Annotated in this window: 21 protein-coding genes and 1 pseudogene; 8 read left to right on the top strand and 14 right to left on the bottom strand. The window is 70.0% G+C overall.

All coding sequences use genetic code 11. From position 1 onward, the window contains the following. Positions 1-14 precede the first annotated feature (14 nt). The 4 genes from ACWEKR_RS18110 to ACWEKR_RS18095 all read right to left on the bottom strand — a co-directional run bounded on the left by ACWEKR_RS18110 (position 15) and on the right by ACWEKR_RS18095 (position 3,135). Positions 15-719, bottom strand: coding sequence for a DUF6081 family protein (locus tag ACWEKR_RS18110; protein WP_452355415.1), 705 nt, complete (start codon positions 717-719; stop codon positions 15-17). Positions 720-727: 8 nt separating this feature from the next. Further along, positions 728-1,657, bottom strand: coding sequence for an SAM-dependent methyltransferase (locus ACWEKR_RS18105; protein WP_195091979.1), 930 nt, complete (start codon positions 1,655-1,657; stop codon positions 728-730). Positions 1,658-1,809: 152 nt separating this feature from the next. Continuing rightward, positions 1,810-2,277 (bottom strand): hypothetical protein, encoded by a 468-nt coding sequence (locus ACWEKR_RS18100; RefSeq protein WP_452355414.1) that lies wholly within the window; start codon positions 2,275-2,277, stop codon positions 1,810-1,812. A gap of 24 nt (positions 2,278-2,301) precedes the next feature. Then, the gene (locus ACWEKR_RS18095; protein WP_452355413.1) at positions 2,302-3,135 is read right to left on the bottom strand and encodes an SAM-dependent methyltransferase; all 834 of its coding nucleotides are present in this window, start codon (positions 3,133-3,135) and stop codon (positions 2,302-2,304) included. Positions 3,136-3,389: 254 nt separating this feature from the next. Between ACWEKR_RS18095 and ACWEKR_RS18090 the strand changes: the two genes are divergently transcribed. After that, complete coding sequence (locus ACWEKR_RS18090) at positions 3,390-4,286, top strand: helix-turn-helix domain-containing protein (RefSeq protein WP_452355412.1); 897 nt, start codon at positions 3,390-3,392, stop codon at positions 4,284-4,286. A gap of 555 nt (positions 4,287-4,841) precedes the next feature. On the opposite strand, the gene ACWEKR_RS18085 is transcribed toward ACWEKR_RS18090, so the two are convergent. The 3 genes from ACWEKR_RS18085 to ACWEKR_RS18075 all read right to left on the bottom strand — a co-directional run bounded on the left by ACWEKR_RS18085 (position 4,842) and on the right by ACWEKR_RS18075 (position 7,969). Further along, positions 4,842-5,852 (bottom strand): zinc-binding dehydrogenase, encoded by a 1,011-nt coding sequence (locus tag ACWEKR_RS18085; protein ID WP_452355411.1) that lies wholly within the window; start codon positions 5,850-5,852, stop codon positions 4,842-4,844. 69 nt (positions 5,853-5,921) lie between these two features. Then, positions 5,922-6,671 (bottom strand): LGFP repeat-containing protein, encoded by a 750-nt coding sequence (locus ACWEKR_RS18080; RefSeq protein WP_324198435.1) that lies wholly within the window; start codon positions 6,669-6,671, stop codon positions 5,922-5,924. A 416-nt stretch (positions 6,672-7,087) separates the two neighbouring features. Next, positions 7,088-7,969, bottom strand: coding sequence for a LysR family transcriptional regulator ArgP (locus ACWEKR_RS18075; protein WP_452355410.1), 882 nt, complete (start codon positions 7,967-7,969; stop codon positions 7,088-7,090). A gap of 74 nt (positions 7,970-8,043) precedes the next feature. On the opposite strand from ACWEKR_RS18075, the gene ACWEKR_RS18070 reads away from it, so the two are divergent. Continuing rightward, positions 8,044-8,667, top strand: coding sequence for a LysE/ArgO family amino acid transporter (locus tag ACWEKR_RS18070; protein WP_452355409.1), 624 nt, complete (start codon positions 8,044-8,046; stop codon positions 8,665-8,667). A 4-nt stretch (positions 8,668-8,671) separates the two neighbouring features. Here the strand turns inward: ACWEKR_RS18070 and ACWEKR_RS18065 are convergent, their stop codons facing one another. Beyond that, the gene (locus ACWEKR_RS18065) at positions 8,672-9,478 is read right to left on the bottom strand and encodes an LLM class flavin-dependent oxidoreductase (protein ID WP_452355408.1); all 807 of its coding nucleotides are present in this window, start codon (positions 9,476-9,478) and stop codon (positions 8,672-8,674) included. A 197-nt stretch (positions 9,479-9,675) separates the two neighbouring features. After that, entirely contained in the window at positions 9,676-10,263 is a 588-nt protein-coding gene (locus ACWEKR_RS18060) for a TetR/AcrR family transcriptional regulator (protein WP_452355407.1), read from the bottom strand. Between the two features lie 66 nt (positions 10,264-10,329). Here ACWEKR_RS18060 and ACWEKR_RS18055 point away from each other — a divergent pair, with 66 nt between their 5' ends. Both ACWEKR_RS18055 and ACWEKR_RS18050 read left to right on the top strand, forming a co-directional pair. Further along, entirely contained in the window at positions 10,330-11,103 is a 774-nt protein-coding gene (locus ACWEKR_RS18055) for an SDR family NAD(P)-dependent oxidoreductase (protein WP_452355406.1), read from the top strand. A gap of 59 nt (positions 11,104-11,162) precedes the next feature. Then, positions 11,163-12,179: an NADP-dependent oxidoreductase gene (locus ACWEKR_RS18050; RefSeq protein WP_452355405.1), complete on the top strand. Its 1,017-nt coding sequence runs from the start codon at positions 11,163-11,165 to the stop codon at positions 12,177-12,179. Here the strand turns inward: ACWEKR_RS18050 and ACWEKR_RS18045 are convergent, their stop codons facing one another. From ACWEKR_RS18045 to ACWEKR_RS18035, 3 genes are all read right to left on the bottom strand, one after another. After that, complete coding sequence (locus tag ACWEKR_RS18045) at positions 12,180-12,533, bottom strand: hypothetical protein (protein WP_452355404.1); 354 nt, start codon at positions 12,531-12,533, stop codon at positions 12,180-12,182. A gap of 75 nt (positions 12,534-12,608) precedes the next feature. After that, positions 12,609-13,436: an SAM-dependent methyltransferase gene (locus ACWEKR_RS18040; protein WP_452355403.1), complete on the bottom strand. Its 828-nt coding sequence runs from the start codon at positions 13,434-13,436 to the stop codon at positions 12,609-12,611. Between the two features lie 151 nt (positions 13,437-13,587). Beyond that, positions 13,588-14,145 carry an IclR family transcriptional regulator gene (locus tag ACWEKR_RS18035; protein ID WP_452355550.1) on the bottom strand — a complete coding sequence of 186 codons (558 nt, stop codon included), beginning with the start codon at positions 14,143-14,145 and terminating at the stop codon, positions 13,588-13,590. A gap of 78 nt (positions 14,146-14,223) precedes the next feature. On the opposite strand from ACWEKR_RS18035, the gene ACWEKR_RS18030 reads away from it, so the two are divergent. The 3 genes and pseudogenes from ACWEKR_RS18030 (at position 14,224) to ACWEKR_RS18020 (ending at position 17,086) form a co-directional block, all read left to right on the top strand. Further along, a complete protein-coding gene (locus ACWEKR_RS18030) occupies positions 14,224-15,393 on the top strand; it encodes an LLM class flavin-dependent oxidoreductase (protein ID WP_452355402.1) in 1,170 nt (389 codons plus the stop codon). 13 nt (positions 15,394-15,406) lie between these two features. Next, positions 15,407-16,112 (top strand): annotated as a pseudogene (locus ACWEKR_RS18025) (class II aldolase/adducin family protein). Positions 16,113-16,144: 32 nt separating this feature from the next. After that, positions 16,145-17,086, top strand: a complete 942-nt coding sequence (locus ACWEKR_RS18020) for an ABC transporter substrate-binding protein (protein WP_452355401.1) — start codon at positions 16,145-16,147, stop codon at positions 17,084-17,086. Positions 17,087-17,150: 64 nt separating this feature from the next. On the opposite strand, the gene ACWEKR_RS18015 is transcribed toward ACWEKR_RS18020, so the two are convergent. Further along, complete coding sequence (locus ACWEKR_RS18015; RefSeq protein ID WP_195092017.1) at positions 17,151-17,306, bottom strand: hypothetical protein; 156 nt, start codon at positions 17,304-17,306, stop codon at positions 17,151-17,153. A gap of 362 nt (positions 17,307-17,668) precedes the next feature. Here ACWEKR_RS18015 and ACWEKR_RS18010 point away from each other — a divergent pair, with 362 nt between their 5' ends. Further along, positions 17,669-17,947, top strand: a complete 279-nt coding sequence (locus ACWEKR_RS18010) for a hypothetical protein (RefSeq protein ID WP_043736702.1) — start codon at positions 17,669-17,671, stop codon at positions 17,945-17,947. A 103-nt stretch (positions 17,948-18,050) separates the two neighbouring features. Here the strand turns inward: ACWEKR_RS18010 and ACWEKR_RS18005 are convergent, their stop codons facing one another. Further along, the gene (locus tag ACWEKR_RS18005) at positions 18,051-21,278 is read right to left on the bottom strand and encodes an AfsR/SARP family transcriptional regulator (protein WP_452355400.1); all 3,228 of its coding nucleotides are present in this window, start codon (positions 21,276-21,278) and stop codon (positions 18,051-18,053) included. Positions 21,279-21,290: the final 12 nt, after the last annotated feature.

Here is a 21,290-nt window from a genome sequence, read left to right as displayed (position 1 = left end):
TTCGCCGTGATCGGTCACGCCACGGTGAAGTCGCGCCACGCCGCGTGCAGGCCCTGTCCGCGCAGCGACGTGCTGCGCCCGTCCTCGATCGGATGCAGGGTGATGATGCCGAAACCGATCTGCACCGTCTCCGGCAGTTGTGGAGCAGTGGTGGTGTACACCGGTGCGCCGTCGACGTACCAGCCCGCGGTACCCGCGGCGCGGTCGAGGGTGACGCTGTAGCGGTGGAACTCGCCCGGCTTGATGCTCACACCGGCCAGCGGCGCGTGCACCACGTGGGTGAACGCCTCCTCCGCGGGGACGACACCGGGCACGAACAACCGTTCGTGGATCGCGTACGCGTGCTTGCTCGTCGCGATCAGGTCGAAGACCTGCGCGCTGCTCATATCGAGGACGTTGAACGCGGCGAAGCCGTCGCGGTAGTCCTCGCCGGTGGCGCCGACGCTCTCCGCCGCCATGTCCACCGCGAAAGTCCGTGGCCCGCCGGTGAGATCGAACGTCTCGGTCGACACCAGCAGGTGCTTCGGGTTGTCCAGGATCTGGACCTCGGCGTGGGACCGGGTGAAGGCGTCGATCCGGACCGACACGGCGCCCTCGCCGACCTCGGTGCGGGCGGCCGGGTCGGCGTAGCGCCAGGTCTGGTCCGGGCCGAGCGGGACTTCCAGGAAGCGCCACCGGTCGGCGCGCAGATCGGGGCCGTTCAGGTCGTCGTAGGTCATCGTGGGAGTCACCTTTCGGCCGTGTCGCGCACGGCGGATTCCGATAGGCCGGGCTCGGTCGCCCGGCGGCGCAGGGTTGTCACGACTCCGTTCGACGATCCGGACTTGTAGCCGACGCCGCCGAGCAGTAGGCGCTCCTCGGTCAGCCGCGGGCGGAGCGCGGGTCCCATCGGCCACCAGTCGTCGAGTTCGACCAGCCCCGGCTCGATCAGTTCCAGATCGCCGAAGTACGAGGCGATTTGCTCGCGAGTGCGGTACCAGCCCGAACCCAGGCCCATCTCGGTGAAACGCCGTTGCAGCTCGATGGCCATCTCGTGTGCCTCGCCGCCGTCGGCGGGATCGTAGAAATGCGTGATCGCGACGTAGGAGCCGGCCGGGAGCGCATCGATGTACCGGCGCATGATCCCGGCCGGATCGAGGTCGTCGTCGACGTGATGCAGGATGCCGCACAGGATCAGCGCCAGCGGGCGGGTGAGATCGAGGTGCGGGGTGACCTCCGAGTGCGCCAGCAAGGTGTCGGGGTCGGTCAGGTCCGCGGGTACGAAATGGGTGTACGCGTTGCGCTCGAGCAGGACGCGGCCGTGGATGTTGCAGACCGGGTCGTTGTCCACGTACACCACGCGCGCCTGGGGATTCTGCTGTTGCGCGATCTCGTGGGTGTTGCCGACGGTCGGCAGTCCGGCGCCGATGTCGAGGAACTGGTCGATGCCCGCGGTACCGGCCAGGTAGCGCACCACGCGGTGCAGCCAGCGGCGATTCATCCGGGCCACATCGCTCTGCCGCGGCGCGACTTCGGCGACCTTGTCGCGCACGTAGCGGTCGACTTCGTAATTGTCCTTGCCGCCGAGGGTGGCGTCGTAGACGCGGGCGATGCTCGCGCGTGTCGTGTCCACGCCTACCGGCGCGCGGACACCGGTCTGGGGAGCGGGATCGGACATGGAGACCTCTCTCTAGTTTCCGTCGCCTGGCTCACCAGCCTAGAGACCGCCGAATCGGCGAGCAATCCGTGCGGATGCATTCGGCCAGTGCTGTTTTCGTGGATCGAGCGCGGGCGCAGCGGCCGGGGGCGAGCATTGAGCAGGGTGACGACTCAGGACGCGCCGGGCCGGTGCAGCACCCGTCCGGGCAGCCATCCGCCCTGCACATGCGTCACCCGCCACCAGTCGATGTGCACCACCACGGCCTCGATCGGTGTGGACAAGAACGGTTCGATCTGTGGCTCCTTTCGTAACAATGCTTCGAAGGTCTCCTCCCGCTCGCCGGATCCGGTGCGAACCACGGCCGTGCCCAGGCCCTGTGCGAAGGGGTGGAGGATTCCGTCGGGCACCACCTTCACCCCGACGTTCGGATTGGCGCGCAGGCCCTCCAGCGTCCGCCCGCCCGACTCGAGCACGAGCGTCAAGCGGAACGGATCGCCGTCCAATTCGGTGAAGAACGCGGTCGAGCACCAGTTGACGCCCTCTTTCGACGTCGCGAGGTCGATGCCGGTGAAGCCGAGGACGCCGGTCAGCTTGTCCTGGATGTCCTGATCGGTGATCTGCACGTCGTTCGAGGTCATGTCGGGCTCCGTGGTGAGAGGGGTTTATCTCTTGCGGCCGACGCCGCCGAGGATGAGACGTTCGTCGGGCCACGGCGTGCGCAGCGCGGGGCCGCCGGGCCACCATTCGTGCAGCTCGACCAATCCCGGTGGAACCATCTCCAGCCCGGCGAAGAACGACTGGATCTCCGCGCGGGTGCGCCACCGCCCGGTGCCGAGGCCCTCGTCGTGCAGTGCCCGCTCGGCCAGTCTGGCCAGTGCGTGCAGGTGCTCGTTCTCGTCGGCCGGATCGTAGAAGTGGCTGATCATCACGTAGGACCCCGGTGCGAGGCGATCGATGTACCGCCGCATGATGCCCGCCGGGTCCTGGTCGTCGTCGAGGTGATGCAAGGTGCCGCACTGCATCAGCAACACCGGCCGGGTCAGATCGAGGTACTGGTTGACGGCGGGGTCGTCCAGCACCTCGGCGGGCCGGGTGAGGTCCAGGTCGAGGAAGTGGGTGCGCTCGTTGGCTTCGAGCAGTTCCCGTCCTCGGGTGACGCAGACCGGGTCGTTGTCCACGTACACCACCGCGACCTCGGCGCCGAGTTCCTGGGCGATCTCGTGGGTGTTCTTCCGCGTGGGCAGGCCGCTGCCCAGGTCGAGGACCTGGTCGACGCCCGCCGATCGGGTGACGTACCGGACTGCGCGCTCGAGCCAGCGCCGGTTGGCGGCGCCGACGTCGTCCTGATGCGGCACCGCCTTCTTCAGGTGCTGGTACACCTGCCGGTCGGACTCGAACCAGTCCGTCCCTCCGAGGGCGTAGTCGTACACCCGTGCGATGCTGGGTACGTCCGGATCGACACCCGCTAGTCGGGTCGATGCCTCTGCCGACGTCATGGCGCTCCTCCTCCGCGTGGCCACCGTCGGGGGCGACTCTACGCACAGCCGTCCCGTCGCGCTCGGGAATGCGGTCGAGATATTGCGTTGGCGCTCTTGCGAATCCATAATTGCGCACTCGATTCGCGGCACGCGTCCGCGTCAGGGCCGGTGCCGGGGTGCGGCCGAGTAGGATCTTCAGCCGACGTTCAGACAGCTGTGATGGTGGAGGCAGTGGGCCCCGCGGTCTAACCCCCGATCGGCCGGAGGCAGGCATGACCAACGACGAGGACAGTGGCGACAACGCGGAATTCCCTGCGGCCGAACGCGGTCCGACCGTCTTGCGGATCGCGCTCGGCAGCCGGTTGCGTCAGCTGCGCGAGGGCTGCGGGATCACCAGGGAGGCCGCGGGCGACGCCATTCGGGGATCGCACGCCAAGATCAGCCGCCTGGAACTGGGCCGGACCGGCTTCAAGGAACGCGATCTGCACGACCTGCTGAATCTCTACAGCGTTGTCGACCCCGCTGAACGGGAAACGTACTTCGAATTGGCTCGCCGGGCCAACGACCCGGGTTGGTGGCAGCACTACAGCGATCTGCTTCCGGCGTGGTTCGAGACCTACATCGGTCTCGAGCAGGCGGCCACCACGATCCGCACCTACGAGGCGCAGTTCGTCCCGGGCCTGCTGCAGACCGCCGATTACGCGCGCGCGGTGATCCAGCTGGGCAACACCGACGAGACCGAACGCCGCGTCGCCATCCGGATGCGCCGCCAGCGGATCCTCTACCGCGCCGCCGCTCCTACGTTATGGGCGGTCATCGATGAGAACGCGCTGCGCAGACCGGTCGGCGGGATGGTGGTCCTGCGCGAGCAGATCGAGCATCTGGCGACGATGGCCGACCGGCCGAGCATCAGGATCCAAGTCCTGCCGTATGCGGCGGGCGGGCACTCCGCCGCGGGCGGCCCGTTCAGCATCCTTCGTTTCCCGGAACCCGAGCTGGCCGACATCGTCTACACCGAGCAGCTCGCCAGCTCGCTGTACTTCGACAAGCAGCGCGATGTCGAGCTGTACATGTCGGTCATGAACCGGCTCAGCGTGGAGGCGCTGTCGCCGGCCGACAGCGTGGATTTCCTCAACGAGCTACTCGCCGAGATGCACCCGGACGAATAGGACACCTCCGGCGGCAAAGGTGGCGCCCGTACCGGCGTGCCGGTCACGTCCGTGCGCGGAGTTTGCCGAACGGGTCGCACGCCACCGTATCGGCGATGTCGCCTGCTGTCGGGGCGGACTCCTCGCCCAGCGGGCGGGAACCGGGCGGTCGACTCGATCGAGGTCCGGCTCGAAGCCTGCGAATCGAATCCGCGTTGCGAGTCGTGAAAGTCGTTGGCAACACGGACAACTCGGCAGAACGCGAGGCCCAGTGGATAACAGTTCCATATCGCAGACCAATGGCTGATGCGCACTCGTTACCTAGCGACGCTCGTTCACCTCGATTTTCGAGGTTTTCGCTCCGGGCGACGCCCATGCACATGCACACGCGCATGTATGTACCGATGGACGATCACCGATGCGACGGGGCCGCCGTGATGTGGCAGTATCCCTGTCGAGGTCGGGGTCTGAGGATCGACTCGGGCACTGGCTGGTTCGGCCGCGGCGGCCCCAACGCGAGTTGGGGTCGCCGGCGGAGCCGTCACCCACGGCGCGAATGTCCGGATTGCCGAAAGTTCACGGTGTCAGCACGATCCGGATCGGATTGCCTTCCTTGTTCTCCAGCGCGTGGACCGCTGACTCCGCTTCGGCCAGCGGAAGCACCGCACTCACCGACTTGGCGAAATCGATCCGATGCGCGCGGCGCAGGCGCACCAGTTCGAGCACGTGATCGGGTTCGGAGCCGTAATGCCCACGCAGTTGTTGTTGCCGGAAGCTGAAGATGGTGCCGTTCGTGATGGTGATCGGTTTGTCGGTGAGTCCGACCAGCACCAGCCGTCCTTCGTCGGCGAGACATCCGACGGCCTGTTCGCGGACGGGCGCCGCGCCCGCGAAGTCGAACGCGGCGTCGAGTCCGGCGCCTCCGGTGGCGGCGTACACCTTCTTCGGCAGCTCCGCGTCGGACGGGTCGAGCGCGAGGTCCGCCCCGAAGTCCAGCGCACGCTGCCGAGCGGCGGGCAGCGGATCGACCGCGATGATCGGCGCGGCGCCGATCAGCCGGAGTAACTGGACCCCGTGCGCGCCGAGTCCGCCCACGCCCCAGACGCCCGCCGCCTCCGCGGCCCGGACCTGGCCGGTCCGGGTGATGGCGGCCCAGGGCGTCGAGACCGCGTCGGGGATGAAACAGGCTTGCTCGAACGGCAGGTCGTCGGGAATGGGCACCACGGTCTCGGCGGCGGCCAGCGCGTATTCCGCCCACCCGCCGTCGTAGTCCACGCCCCGGGTGTAGGTTCTGCCGTCGCGGATCTCGCCTGCCTGCAACAACACTCGATCACCGGGCTGTAGGTCGCGGACCTCGGGCCCCACGGTGTGCACCGTGCCCGCGACCTCGTGGCCGAGGGTGACCGCGTCGCCGGTCAGGTACATCGGCGACAGCACGCCCTCGATGAGGTGGACATCCGACAGGCAGACACCGGCGGCGGCGACCGCGATCAGCACTTGGCCCGGCCCGGGGGTGGGCACCGGTACGTCCTCCAGGCGGAAGCGCTGCCCGCCGGCAGCGCGTGGGAAAAGTCGTCCAGCGAGCATGCTCTCAACTCCTCGGCAAGCCGGTCGGTCGATTCGGGCACCGCGCGGCGGCGGCGATCGGTGGTCCTGCTACGGGGACCAGGTGATGCGGCCGCCCTCGAAGTCCTGGGCTTTGCCGTTCTCGAAGTCGTATTCGTCGCTGGTGGGATAGCCGTAGCGTCCGGCTTCGCCCGCCGCGGCTTCCCAGGACTCCCGGATGGAGCCCCAGACGACGTGGGCGCCGGTGCGCGACGACCAGTAGATGGCTCCGCCGCCGAACAGGTTGTAACGGCCGTTACCGGCGCGGCCCGCGGATTCGTCGGTGATGGGGAACCCCAGCGGACTGCTCTCCCAGCCGTAGGAACCCCACTTGTCGCGGATCACGCCACCGATCTGATGCGCGGCGGTGCCGACGGACCAGTAGATCGAACCGTTCTGGAAGACGCTGTAGCTGCCCGGTTTCGACGGCGTCGCGCCTTCCCGCGCCACGGGGTAGCCGAGTGCGCCGCCCTCGTAACCGAGGTCGCCCCATTTGTCGCGGATCGCGCCGCCGACTTGGTGGGCGCCGGTGTCGGGGTGCCAATAGATGGAGGAGCCGCGCTCGAACGCTTGGTAGCGGCCACCGCGAGCGGCGGGGGACTCGGGCGTGACCGGGTCGCCGAAGAACCCCGGCCCACCGGCCTGGTCGTACTCGGCTTCGATCTGCCCGCCGACGTCGTACGGACCGATCGGGCGCGCGGCCGCATCGGGTCCGATGCCGGTGAGCAGGGTGCCGAGTGCGGCCGCGATGGCGAATGCGCCGCGGGTGCGCGAGCGGTTCGGGCGACGGTGCCGTGCCAAAGTGAACTCCTGTGCATCTCGGGTGGGTGCGGGATGGAGCTGAAGCTGTGGTCGGCCTGCGAAGATCAAATTACCTCCCCGCGTCCCGATATGGAGGGATACGAGGTACTCGGATGTCCTGATGTCGTGCGATGCGCTGTCCGTCGGCGCCCGGGTTTGCCGCGCGGTATGGGCCGAACCGTCGCCGCGTTACCGCGTCCCGCGGCAGCACACCGCTGCGTCGGATGTGATCGTGCCGGACGGATTTGCTGTCGAGAACCCATCCAACTCGCTCGAGGCTCCGAACAAACAGGCGGTGCTACCGTGCCCACGGTCGCACCTTCTCGGATACGGCGCCGCCGGGTCAGGGTGCTCGCACCACTGGCCCGGCGGTGTCACGAAACGGAACACGTTGCCGAGCAGCGCAACTCGTGTGTTCAGCGCAGCACGTCCGCCGCTTCGGCCGCGATGGTGGCGGCGACGGCGCCGAGGGCGGGGGAGTCCAGCCGCCACTGCTGCCAGTACAGCGGGACATCGATGACAGCGCGGGGATCGATCGAAACCAAGCGGCCGGTGGCCTGGTCCTCGCGGGTCTGCAGGTCGGGCAGCATGCCCCAGCCGAGCCCCAGCCGGACCGCCTCGGCGAATCCCGTGGAGGACGGCACGAAGTGGCGTGGCGGATCCAGCGGTTTGCGACTGCGTCTGCGCAACAGGCGATCTTGTAGGTCGTCCTTGCGATCGAACAGCACGACCGGAGCGGCGGCATACGCTTTCGCGGTGGGGCCGTCGGCGAACCAGGTGGCGGCGAACTCCGGGCTGGCCATCGGCCGGTACCGGATCGCGCCGAGCCGCTCGACCTTGCAGCCCTGCACCGGTTGCGCGGTCGAGGTGATCGCCGCCATCACGGTGCCGTCGCGCAGCAGGCGCGTGGTGTGCTCCTCGTCCTCGCGATGGATCTCGAAGCACACGCCGCGCGGCGCGCGGCCGAGAGCGGGTAGCACCCAGGTCTCCAGCGAGTCGGCGTTGACCGCGATCGGCACCCGGATCGGACCGTCGGCGGGCTCGCCGCCGAGCTCGCGCGCGGTGTCCCCCGACAGCAACTGGATCTGCCTGGCCAGCCGGAGCACCGCCAGCCCGGATTCGGTGGCGCGCACCGGTTTCGTGCGTTGCACGAGGATCCGGCCCGCGGCGTCCTCCAGCGCCTTGATGCGCTGGCTGACCGCCGACGCCGTCACGCTCAAGCGCCGCGCCGCGGCGTCGAAAGTCCCCTCGGTGATCACGGCGTCGAGTGCACGCAGCTGATCGAGTTGCAGATCCATATCAAGGAATGCTAATGATACTTAAGAATCTTTAGCTTGCCTGGGTACGATCCGCGCCCTTAGCGTCGCTGGACGTGAGCGTTTCCTCCGCGGCGCTGGCCGCCGCCTCCGGTTTGGGCTTCGGTTTGTCGCTGATCGTGGCGATCGGCGCGCAGAACGCGTTCGTGCTGCGTCAAGGGATCAGTGGCAGGCATGTGCACGCGGTGGTGGCGGTGTGCGCGGTATCCGACATCGTGCTGATCGCGGCCGGGGTCGCCGGCTTCGGCATGGTCGTCGAGTCGGCTCCCGCGGTGCTCGTGGTGGCGCGCTACGCGGGCGCGGCGTTTCTGATCGGCTATGCGGCGCTGGCGGTCCGGCGGGCGTTCGGCGCCGCGGCGCTGCGCACCGAAGCGGGGCGGGCCACCGCGGCACTCGGCGCGACGGTGGCGACCACCCTGGCACTGACCTGGCTCAATCCGCACGTCTACCTGGACACCGTGGTGTTGCTGGGGTCCTTCGCCAGCACCTATGCGAGCCCGGATCGCTGGTTTCTCGGCGCGGGGGCGATGCTGGCCAGCGTGCTCTGGTTCACCGCTCTCGGCTTCGGTGCGCGCCTGCTCGGTCCGTTGTTCACCCGTCCGCGGGCTTGGCGGGTGCTGGATTCGCTGATCGCGGCGGTGCTGCTCGGCCTCGGAGTGGGACTGTTGTGCGGCGGATGAGCACTCAGAGCTGCGCCTTGATCTTCGCGGCGAACTCGTAGCCGGCCTCCCACTGCGGCCCGGACGGGGCGAGGACGACGCGTGCCGCGCCGGCCTCGGCGTAGGCGGCCATTCGCTCGGCCGCCTGGCCGGGATCGGTGGCCAGCGCGGGCGCCACGACCGTCACGGAGAGCGGCGGACGGCCGTATTCCTGGGCGAGCGAAGCCAATTCCGCCGCTGCCGCACCGATCCGGTGCGGTTCGAGTCCGATGGCGACCCAGCCGTCGGCGAAGGCGGCGGCACGGCGCCGCGCCCGCTCGCCGTCGCCCGCGACCAGCACCGGCGGCATGGTCGCACCGGGTGCCAGCGCGACCTCGGTGCCGTCCGCGAGGGTGGTGGGCCGCCCGGTGACCAGGTCGGGCAGGACACGCAGCGCCTCGTCCGTGCGACGGCCGCGCTCGGCGAAGGACGCACCGGCCGCGCGCCAACCGACATCCCCGTGCGCGGGGTTGCCCGTGCCGACACCGAGGATCAGCCGGTCGCCGGAGACATGCTGCAGCGTGGCGATCTGCTTCGCGGCCCAGGCGACCGGCCGCAACGCCAGCAGCAGCACGCCGTAGCCGATGCGGATCCGGTCGGTCGCGGCGGCGGCGGTGGCCAGCACCACGGTGCTGTCCAGGATCGGCGCGCTGGCGACGAGATGGTCGGTGGACCACACCGAGTCCAGTCCGCTCTGCTCGGCGAGGCGGGCGGCGGCGCGTACGTCACCCAGGATGGGCTGCGCGGGGTCGGGCGTCGAAGTGGGCAGGATGATGCCGATGTCCAAGGTCATGGTTTCGACGCTACGAATCCGCGGCCGCCGCGCCAATGTCTCGTTCGCTCGAGTCGATGTTCCATACGCTCGTCGCAAAGGTGTTCTCGGAGAGCGGTTTCCGTCACCCGGCAGGACACGACCGATGGTAGGCGTCGGATCCCTCGCGACCGCGGCGTGCAGTTCCACCGGCGGTCGGCCGCGAGCGTGTCGCGAGATCAGGCCGGCTCGCGGGGAAGCAGCGCCTCGACCAGCGCACGGGCCCGAGTCGCCGGACCGGTCGGTCCGAACGCCTGTGTCGTAGCGTAGACGCCTTCCATCACCAGCATCAGCTGGTCGGCGAGCGCCTGCGGATCGTCCATCGGCGCGGTGGCCGCTAGTTCGCCGGCCAGCGCGCCGAGTTGCGCCCGCACCCAGTGCTTCATCGCGACAGCGTTTCGGTGACCGAGCACGTCGTGGTCGGGCAATTCCCCGAGCGCGATGAGGAAGGGGCAGCCGCGGCAGGATTCGGGGCGCACCTGCTCGGCCAGCGCGTCGAACAGCGCGAGGATGCGCTCGCGCGACCCGTCCCCGGTCGCCGCCGCGCGGAACCACTCCCGGTACCGGTGGTCCTCTCGCTCGAGATACGCGGCGACCAGCTCGTCCTTGGAGCCGAAGATGCGGTAGAGGGTGGGCGGTGCGACGTTCGCCTCGGTTGCGACGCGGTCCACGCCGGTCGCGCGAATTCCATCCTGGTAGAACAACTCCCGCGCAACGGCGAGGATGTGCTCCTTGGTGTCCGCGGCGGCGCGGCGTTTCGGTCCCACGGGAATACCGTAGCGCGCTCCAGCGATGTTAGGGAACGTTACATAACAACAATGCGGGAGTGCAGAATGACCGACTTGAACGGAAAGACCGCCCTGGTGACCGGCGCCTCGCGGGGGATAGGCCGGGCCATCGCCGAGCGTTTGGCCGCCGACGGCGCAGAAGTCGCCGTGCATTACGGCACGAACGTGGAGGCGGCGGAAGACACGGTGTCGGCGATCCGGCGCGCGGGCGGCCGGGCGTTCCCGGTGCGTGCCGAACTGGGCCGCGACGGGGACATCGACCAACTGTTCGGCGAACTCACCGCCGGACTCGGTGACCGGCCGTTGGACATCCTGGTCAACAACGCCGCGATCATCGTCTACGACGCCACGGTCGAGCAGGCCACGCCCGAGCACTTCGACCGGTTGTTCGCGGTGAACGTGCGGGCGCCGTTGTTCATCGTCCAGCGGGCGCTGCCGTTGCTGCGCGACGGTGGACGCATCGTCAACATCTCCTCCGGCGTCACTTGGTTCGCCACGCCGGAGGTCGTCTACGGCATGACCAAGGGCGCGCTCAACGTGCTCGGCCGATCGCTGGCCAAGACTCTGGGGCCGCGCGGGATCACGGTGAACACGGTCTCGCCCGGCATCACCGACACCGAGATGAATTCCTGGCTGCACACCAACGACGGTGCGATCTCCGGTGTGGCGGGCATGACCGCGCTCGAGCGTGTCGGCCGCGGCTCGGACATCGCCGACGCGGTGGCCTTCTTCGCCTCCGAAGACGGACGCTGGGTCACCGGTCAGACGCTGGAGGTGAACGGCGGCCTGTTCCTGGGGCCGAAATCGCCGTCCTGGTGATCGCCGGACACGAGCGGGTGCGGGCGTCCGGCGTCCGTACCCGCGGCTAGGGTGGGCGCATGGTCGAGTCGACGCGAATCGTGCTTGCTTCCCGGCCGGTGGGCGTCCCCACCCCCGGCAATTTCCGGGTCGAGACCGCGGAACTCCCCGCTCCCGCCGAGGGCGACGTGGTGTTGCGCACCCGCTATCTGTCGCTGGACCCGTACATGCGCGGCCGGATGAGCTCGGCCGAGTCCTACGCCGATCCGGTGGAGATCGGCGGGGTGATGGTCGGCGGCACCGTCGCCGAAGTGCTCGAATCCCGCGACCCGTCGGTCGCGAAAGGCGATGTGGTGCTTGCCTATTCGGGGTGGCAGACCCATGACGTCACCCCGGCGCGCTCGGTCCGCAAGCTCGATACGGGCAATGCTCCGGTCTCCACCGCGCTGGGGGTGCTCGGCATGCCGGGTTTCACCGCCTACGCGGGCCTGCGCAAGATCGGCCGACCGCAGCCGGGCGAGACGCTCGTGGTCGCCGCGGCCACCGGGCCGGTCGGCTCGGCCGTCGGCCAGATCGCGAAGATCGGCGGCACGCGCACGGTGGGCATCGCCGGCGGCCCGCGCAAGGTCGCCTACCTGAACGAACTCGGCTTCGACGTCGCGCTCGACCACCGCGCCCCCGATTTCGCCGACCAGCTGGCGGCGGCGGTTCCCGACGGCATCGACGTCTACTTCGAGAACGTCGGCGGCGCGGTGGCCGACGCGGTCTTTCCGCTGCTGAACACCCACGCGCGCGTGCCGGTCTGCGGGCTGATCGCGAATTACAGCGCGACCGGCGCCCCGGGCGGCCCCGACCGGCTGCCCGCCTTCTACGGACGCATCCTGACCAAGAGCCTCACGGTGCGCGGATTCATCCAGACCGAATTCGTCCGCGAGCTGTACCCGGACTTCCTGCGCGAGATGGGGGAGTGGGTCGCCGATGGCCGCGTGCGCTATCTCGAGGACGTCGTCTCCGGCTTGGCCGCCGCGCCCGAGGCGTTCATCGGCATGCTGGAGGGCCGCAATTTCGGCAAGGTGGTCGTGCGGGTCGCGGACTGATCAACCGGCGGCGGCGCCGCCGCCGATCCCCAGGTAGACGACCATCAGGATGAACAGGAACCAGCCTGCGCCCTGCCAGATGGGCCAGGTCCGGCCGCGGCGCCACTGCACGTAGGTCTCGATGAAGGCGCCGATGCCGCCGATCAGCAGGACCACGGCAGGGCCGAGCACCACCGCGAGCTGTGCGGCGCTGTCGCACAGCAATCTGTCCGCGTCCACGCACTCGCGCTGCGCGGCCCACAGCACGCTCAACAGGAAGACCAGCCCCGCGGTGGCGAGCACGGAGGCGACGTAGGTCGCCGCGCGGCGGAATCCGCGCGGATCGCGCCAGCGCTTCTCGACGTCTTCGACCATATGTCCACCACCTCGCCGTCCGCGGCCGCCGGTTCCCCCGACGTGATTGCCGAACGGCGTCGGCTCAAACGCCGCTCAGGGCTTGCGCCCGACGCCGGCCCAGTACCAGGCGGAACGCTCCTTGGCCGGGGCGGCGTCCGTGTCCGGACGCCAAGCGTCGACCGGAACGACACCCGGCTCGACGAGTTCGGTTCCGGTGAAGAAGGATTCGGTCTCCGCGCGGCTGCGGGCTCGGAACGCGATCCCGGCCTGCCGGGCGGCGGCCACCGCGCGCGCCGTGGCCCGCGCGTCGAAATCTTCCGTGAAATGGGTGAGCACCAGATAACTGCCGGACGGCGCCGCGTCCAGCAGCCGGCCGACGACGCCGAGCGGGTCCTCGTTGTCGTCGAAGAACATCATGACCGCGACCAGCAGAATCGCGATGGGCCGGTCCGGGTCGAAGGTCTCGGCCAGTACGGGCGCGTCCAGGATGGCGTGCGGATCCCGCAGGTCGGCGTCGAGGAAGTCGATCCTACCCGGCGGGGTGCTCGCCATCAGGGCTCGGGCATGGGCGAGCACGAGCGGGTCGTTGTCGACGTAGAGCACGCGCGCGGCCGGATCGATCCGCTGGGCCACCTCGTGCGTGTTGCCCGCGGTGGGGAGGCCGGTGCCGATGTCGAGGAATTGGGCGATGCCCGCGTCGCGGGCGAGATGCCGCACCGCCCGGCCGAGGAACGCGCGATTGGCGCGCGCCATGTCGCGGATGGCGGGGATGTGCATGGCGACGGTATCGCCGAGCGCGCGATCGGCAGGGTAATTGTCCTTGCCGCCGAGCCAGTAGTCGTAGACCCGCGCCTCGTGCGCGAGACTCGTGTCGAGCTTGCTGGAGACCCCGGCGCGCGCCCGCGCTTGACCGTTCGGCATGCAACCTCCCTTCCCCGGCGGCGCCGGCCGTCACCGGCGTGGGCTACTGTCGTCCCCGAATGAGGACCCCGCCCTGTGCATTACGCGTCAAGAATAGGGTGGCTCGTTCGCGCCTGGGGTCTTTCGACCGGATCGTCCCTTTTCCGGACGGCTACTCCGCAGCGGCGAACCTGGCCGCGATCTCCTGCGCGGTGACCTTGGCGAGTTCGACGAAGAACGGCACGCGTTCGGAGATCATCAGCGTCGTGGGACCGCGCAGGCCGAGCGCGAACCGGCAGCGACCTGCCGGATGCAGGATGGGCAGGCCGATGGTGCGGAAACCGGGATCGAGTTCCTCGTCGTTGTAGGCGTATCCGCGCTCGCGCGTGATCGCCAACTCGGCGCGCAGCTCGCCGGGCCCGGACACCGAGCGCTCGGTGCCCTCGTCGTACGGGAGCTCGCGCAGTTGCTCGTCGGTGACCTCGGACCAGGCGAGCAGCGCCTTGCCGAGCGCGCTGGCGTGCAACGGCAGTCGCACGCCCTGCAGGGCGTGCCCGTCGGTCTCCCGCCACCGGCTGGTGCCGAGCAATACGGCGTGGATGCCATGGCGGGTGGCGACCGAGCAGCTGGCCCCGGTGGTGCCCGCGAGCTGCTCCAGACAAGGCTCGGCGAGGTAGATCCGGTGCTGGCGGTAGGCGATCTGCCCCCACTCCGCCAGCGCGCCGCCCATGCGGTACCGGCTGGATTCGGCGTTCTTCTTCCTCGCCGACCCGGTCGGCCGCACCCTGACCGCGCAGGAGGCAACCGCATGACCATCGATATCTACTGGCGCATCGGCATGGAGGGCGACCACGCGTCGCTGCGCACGCCACGCCGATACAACCGCGGCCACGCCAACGGTTACGGGCCGGGCAATATCGCCCCCGCCATCCGTGGCGGCGCCCTCGACGGCTACGGCTACATCGACCACATGGCGGCGGTGGCGAGGGCCTCCGAATCGGCCGGTTTCCTCGGCGGCCTGCTGCCCTCGTTCCCGGTGACCGACGACCCGTGGGCGGTCGCGGCGGCGCTGGCCAGGGAGACCACCACTTACCGTTTCATGGTCGCGTTCCAGCCCGGCTTCCTGCACCCGGTGCAGGCGGCGCGGATGTCGGCGAGCCTGCAGCGGGCGACCGGCGGCAGGCTGGTCTACAACATCATCAGCGGCGGCGGCGGGCCCGCCCAGCTGTGGTGGGGCGACAAGGTCGCGCACGACGATCGCTACGCCCGCACCAGCGAGTTCCTCGACGTGCTGCGCGGCGTGTGGGACGGCGACCCGTACGACCACGAGGGCCGGTTCTTCCGGACCCGAGGCGCCGCGCTCGCCCCGGGCATCGCCGGACAGCCGTTTCCCGAGGTGTACTTCTCCGGGTCCTCGGCCGCCGCGGTGCGCGCGGCAGGCAGGCACGCCGACTACTACCTGTCCTGGCTGGAGCCGTTCGCCGACCTGCGCGCCAAGTTCGACGGCGTGCGCGCCCACGCCGAGACCACGGGCCGCACACCGAAGTTCGCCGTCCGCATCGATGTACTGGCCCGGCATACCGAGGAGGCGGCCTGGGCGGAGATCGAGAAGGGCTGGGCCTTCGTCGACCGCGGCGCCGCCGAGCGGGCGGCCAAGGGCGACTCGGTCGGCGCCGCCCGCATCCAGGGGTGGGTGCCGCAGACCATCACCGGCTACCGCGACCTGGAAGTCCAGCCCAACGTCTGGTGCGGCTTCAGCCTGATCCGCGGCGGGCCGGCATTCGGCCTGGTCGGCAGCTACGAGCAGGTCGCGCAGCGGCTCGACGAACTGATCGACCTCGGTGTCGACGCCTTCATCCTCGCGGGCAACCCGCATCTGGAGGAGGCGTACCGCGTCGGCGAAGAAGTGCTCCCGCTGCTGGGCCGATCCCGGCTCACCGCCTCCGCTCCCGCCGCATCCCTTTCCCCCGCACGCTGATTCAGGAGAGATCATGACCACCACCGAGACCCGGTTGCCGGAGTCCGTCACCGCGTTCGCGGCCGCCGCGACCCGCGACGCCGAGAAAGCCTTCCGAGTGTTCCGGGAGACCGGCACCGTCTCCGGCAACGGCACCGTCAACTTCGTCGAACGCGTGCCCGGCGGAGATCGCCGTCGCCCTGAACGAACCGGGGCCGTGGGCCGAGGACCGCACCATCGCGCCGGTGGTCGCCACTTTCGACGGCGAGGTGCTGTCCGGGACGGGCTCCGCCGGATTCGTCACCGGTTACGCGAAGGTGTTCCGCGCGCATCCGGAGATCACTTCCCTCGTGCATATCCATACTCCGTGGCTGGGCGGGTGGGCGCAGACCCATCGCACGCTCCCGATCCGCCACGCGGCCGCGCAGCGGCTCACTCTGTCCAGGGCCGTCCCGCCGCACATCGACCGCAGCGTCGGCGCGGGCGATTTCATCCTGTCCCGGCTGGTCGAGGATCCGGACCTGGTCGCGGTCTTCGAGGCCAACGGCGGTGCGAACGTCATCGGGCGTGCGGGGCTGCTGGAACTGGCGAAGTTCGTCGTGCTGCTCGAGGAGGGCGCGCAGTATCAGGCGATCGCCGAAACGCTCGGCGGCTCGGTGGAATTCGACCCGTCCAATCTCGCGGTGCAGTGGAGCCGCACCGGCCTCGCCGACGAGGCCCGCCGCCGCGGCCTGATCTGACCGGCGTCGCACATCCGAATCGAGGAGCGATCATGACCATTCGTGTCGGCTACTTCCCGCACAACAATTCCCTTTTCGTCCTGCGTCATCGCGGCATCCTGGAGAACCTGCTGCCCGACGTGGAGTGGGTGGACCTGCGCGACCTACCGCGCCCGGCGCCGGTCGACCCGCGGTCGGGACTGCCGTCGCTGCATTCCGATCATCTCTTCGAGGGCGGCTACGACTTCATCGGCACGGGCTTCACACCGCCGCTGACCGCGCTCGCCAACGGGCGCGACATCGTCTACGTCGGCATCTCCGGGCCCCGGGTGGAGAACGGCCGCTTGGTCACCAGGGCCGATTCCGGTATCGAGACGGTGCTGGATCTGAAGGGCAGGCGGGTCGGCATCGCGCACGGTTCCTGGCAGACCACCCTCGCCCTGCTCGCGCTGCACCGCGCGGGCCTGGCGTGGAAGGACATCGAGCCGGTGGACACCGACGTGCACGACGGCGGCGCGGCGCTGCTGCGCGGCGATCTGGACGCCTGGGTCGGCGCGTACCCGGGTCTGGCCGCGATCGAAGCGGCCGCCGACCTGCGGACGCTCGTGGACACCGAGTCGCTGTTCAGCCACCCCTCGCTGTGGTTCACCCGCCGGGACTTCGCCGAAGGCGACCCCGCGGCGCTCACGGCGATCATCACCGCTTTGCAGCAGTCGGACGCGTGGATCAAGGACAACCCGCGCGCGGCCGCCCGGTACTTCGTCGACGACGTGACAGCCCGCGGCGGGACCGCGAGCCTGGACGCGTGGGAGGCCGCGCTGCGCGGCAGGCCCTTCGGCGTCGAACCCGTGTCCGAGGAATTCCTCGACGAACAGCAGCACGCGGCCGATCTGCTGGCAGTCAACGGCCTGCTGTCACGGACGGTGCGGGTGCGGGACGCGGTACTGCCGTGGCTCGGCGAGACGGTGATCGCGAAATCCGGCGTAACGGTCTGATCGGACGAACGGCGGGCCGGGGTGTCGCAGGATCGCCGGCCCGTTCGGCGTGTTCGAGGAAATGTCAGCGCGGTGAGATATTCGGCCGGCCGCCGTGTTTTTCGGTGGAGCGCAGCTCACACCAATAAGCGGCGACAGCGGTGGCGTAACCGGCCACGACGGCCGTCGCCGTGACGATCAACAGCGTGATGAGCAGTGGAATCAAGAAAGCGGTGTGCATTGTGCCCTCCCCGCGGTCACGGTGATCTCAGCGGAAGGTTCGGCGCCGCACTGCACCGACATGTCGGTCCCGCACCTAGGGAAATCGTAGTCGTCGCAGCCTGCTCCGGCAGGGCAGCCGGCTGTGAGTTCGATCATGCACGGCGCGGTGTGTCGCGGGGAATACACTCGCGCCGTGCGGTCTAATTGATCTTGTCTCGACTTTCCCGGCAGGAAAGCAGGACGCGACACGGGACCGCCGAATCGGCGGCCGTGGGCGTCGCAGTGCCCGTCGCGCGCCGGACTTCTTCGGTGGCGCGGTTCTTTCGCTCGAATCTGTCTCCGGCATCACCTCGGCATGCGAAAAGGAGCACGAACGTGAGCATGATTCTCGCCGCGCTGCACGACACCGTGATCGCGCAGTTCGAAAATCCGACCGCCGAAGAGCCGCCGCTCGCGGACAAACTGATGCAGATGGGCCGTTACTTCACCTGGTTGGTCCAGTTGTCCGGAATAACGGCGATCACCTACGGCGGCGGCAGGTTCGCGTGGGAGAAATGGAACGGCGGGACTCTCCAGTCGCCGAAGATGGTCGCCAGCGCGATGGCCGGTGGCGCGGTGGCGACGAGTGCGGGCACGATCATGAACGCGATCATCGGCTGACCCGCGGTCCGATTCGTGACCCACCGGCTCGACGGCCACCGTCGGGCCGGTGTTGTTCGGCCACCGACGACTGCTCGCCGGGCCGCGGTGCGTTGCGTGTGCGTCAGGTGGCGGCGATGCTCAGCATGACCTCGGCCGCCAGGTCGCGCGCCTCGAGCGGAGCCGACCGTGTTCCCGCGGTGTGGCGCTCGGCGAAAGCGCCCTCGCCGAGCGCCGTGATCGCGAGGTTCGCCGGCCGGTCGATGTCGGGGCGTTCGGCGGGGAGCACAGCGATGCCGTTGGCCTCGCGCACCGCGGCGGCGGCGCCGAGCAGGAATGCTGCGGCCTCCGGCAGATGTAGTTGGGCCAGTGGCGCGGCGAGCGCGGCCAGGGCGAAAGCTGTGTCGCGGGGTGCGCCGATGCGTTGCGCGCCGTCGAACGCGGTCAGGAACAACTCGAACGCGGCGTCGAGTTCGCCGCGCTGCTCCAGGATGTAGCCCAGCTCGACCTGCAGCATCGGCAGGAACAGCGGAGTCTCCTCGCCCTCGGCGAGGGGGAGTGCCAGCAGCTCGCGCAGGATCCGCTCCGCCGCGTCGGCTCGGCCGTCGCGCCGCGCGACGAACGCGAGCACGATCGAGGCGAACAACCGTCCGGGCTCGTACCCGTGCTCGGCCGCGATGCGCTGCGCTTGTTCACCGAGCTTCCGCGCCCTGCCGAACTCGGTGTGCTGCATGGCGATCCAGCTCAGCCAGCACAGGTGCGTGCACGCTTGCCCCCACAGTTCCAGTTCCTGCGCGAGGCCGAGTGCTTCGGCGTGGATGTCGGTGGCGGCAGCCAGTTCACCGGTGAGCTCGGCCAGCCCGCCGAGCCACTCCGCGGCCTGCAAGCGGCCCCAGCGGTCGTCGAGCTCGGCGAACAGCCGTGCGGCCGTGCGCGCGTGCCGTTCCAATTCCGGCAGGTCGACGCGATTGTGCGCCGCCTTGGCCAGCGCCACGTGCGCGGACGCCACGCCCCAACGGTCACCGAGTTCCGCGCAGACCAAAAGCGCCTTGCGCAGTAGCGCTTCCAGCTCGAGCACGTCACCGGATTCCAGTGCGGAGAACCCGAGGAACAGTTCGGCGCGCGCCCGCCCGGCCGGATCGTCGACCGTGTCGTACAGGGCGAACACCGCGGCACGCTTGGCGTGGCCGTCTCCGAATTGACCTTGCTGGAAGGCGAATCCGATGTTCCACGCCATTGCCCGAGCCCGATGACGCGGCGCGCCGCCGAGCGCCAGCGCCGCGTCCAGCCAGCGCCGCGCCTCGGTGAGCCGCCCGCGCAGCTGCCAGTACCAGGCGAGCGCGTTCACCAGCCGCAGCGCCCGGTCCGCGTCGCCCGCGCGCAGGAAACCGTCCAGCGCCGCACGCAGATTCGCCGAGTCGTCGTCCAGGCGCCGCAGCCAGCGGCGCTGGTCGGCGCCGTACAGCTCGGGTTCGGCGCGCTCGGCCAGCCGCAGGTGGTACCGATGGTGGGCCAGGTGCGCCGCCTCGAGCTCACCGGCCTCGGCCAGCCGGTCGAGACTGAACGCGGCCACCGATTCCAGCAAGCGGTAACGACGTCCGGCCGGGTGCACCAGCGACCGGTCGGCCAGCCTGCCGACGACGTCGGTGACCATCGACGCGTCCACGGCCGGATCGTCGCCCACGGAGCACACCGCCTCCGCGGCCGCCAAGGTGCAACCGCCCGTGTGTACCGCCAGCCTGCGCAGCACCGCTTGCTCGGTCGAGTCCAGCAGGCCCCAGCTCCAGTCGATCATCGCCGCCAGGGTCTGCTGCCGCGGCGGCACGCCGCGATGCCCGGTGGCCAGCAGCTTGAACCGGTCGTCGAGCCGGGCGACGATCTCGTGCACACCCAGCGCGCGCACGCGGGTGGCGGCGAGTTCCAAAGCGAGCGGAATACCGTCGAGTCTGCGGCACAGCGTCGCGACCGGCGCGGCGGTGTCGGCGTCGAGGGCGAAATCGCGGTCACCCGCGCGCGCTCGCGTGACGAACAGGCGCACCGCTCCCGCTCGGGCGATCTCGTCCGGCGCCGCGTCCCGGGCGGGCACCTCCAGTGGTTGCAGTGCGACGACGTCCTCGCCGGGCAGCCGCAGCGGCTCCCGGCTGGTGGCCAGGATGCGCAATCGGGGGGCCGCGCCGAGCAGCACCTCGGCCAGGTCGGCGGCGCGGTCCACCACGTGCTCGCAGTTGTCCAGCACCAGCAGCAGCTCCTGCTCGGCCAGCGCCTCGCACAGCGACCCGGTCGGGTCGACGCCGTCCACGGCGCGGATGCCGAGCACACCGGCCACGGCGTCGGCCAGAAACGTCGCGCCGTCGGTTCTGGTCGGTTGCAGCGAGGCCAGTTCCACCAGCCAGGTTCCGTTGCCGAAGCGTCCGGTCACCGCCGCGGCGGCGGCGAGCGCCAAGCGCGTCTTGCCCACCCCACCGGGCCCGGTCAGCGTGACGAGCCGGGCGTTGCCGACGGCGTCGCACAACTGCGCGAGGTCGGCGTCGCGGCCGATCAGCTCGGTGCGCGGCGCGGGAAGGTTCGAGCTGCGCCGCCGGGCGACGACGCTTTCCGGTGACCGGGCGGCGCGGGGCAGGTCCTGCGCCAGGATCGCGCGGTGCAACTCGATCAGTTCCGGGCTCGGGTCGATGCCGAGTTCGTCGGCGAGGTGCCTGCGCAGCTCCTCGTAGCCGTCCAGCGCCTCGGCCTGCCTTCCCGCGCCGTAGAGCGCGCGCAGATGGGCGGCGCGCAACCGCTCGCGCAGCGGGTGCGCAGTCACGAATGCGGTGAGCTCGCCGGCGACTTCCCGGTATTCGCCCAGCATCAGCCGCGTTTCCGCCAGCTCCTCCACCGCCACCAGGCGCTGCTCCTCGAGCTGGGCGATGGCGGGCTGGGCGAACGGCGCGTCCCGGAAATCGGCGAACGCGGGCCCGCGCCAGAGGGCGAGTGCCGCCGTGAGCGCGCCGGCCCGCTCGGCCGGGTCGGCCGCCGCGCGCGCGGCGGCCACCAGCGCGCGGAACTCCTGCGCGTCGATCTCGACGGTGGCCAGCCGATATCCCGGTGGCGGGGAGACCACCAGGTCCCGTCCGCCGGGTTCGGCGTCTGCCAGTGCCCTGCGCAGCTGCGAGGCCTTGGCCGCCAGCGTGCCCGCCGGATTGCCGGGCGGGTCGTCGGTCCAGATGTCGTCGATCAGCCGGTCGCCGGACACCGGTTGGCCGGGCGTGACCAGCAGGTCGGCCAGCAGCGCCCGCACTTTGGTCCCCGGAATCGGCACTACGTCGCCCACATCCGTCCAGACCGTCAACGGACCGAGCACCCCGAAACGCATGCGGGCAGCCTA

Source organism: Nocardia sp. NPDC004573, assembly GCF_053602135.1.
This window is presented reverse-complemented; position numbering and strand designations above follow the sequence as displayed.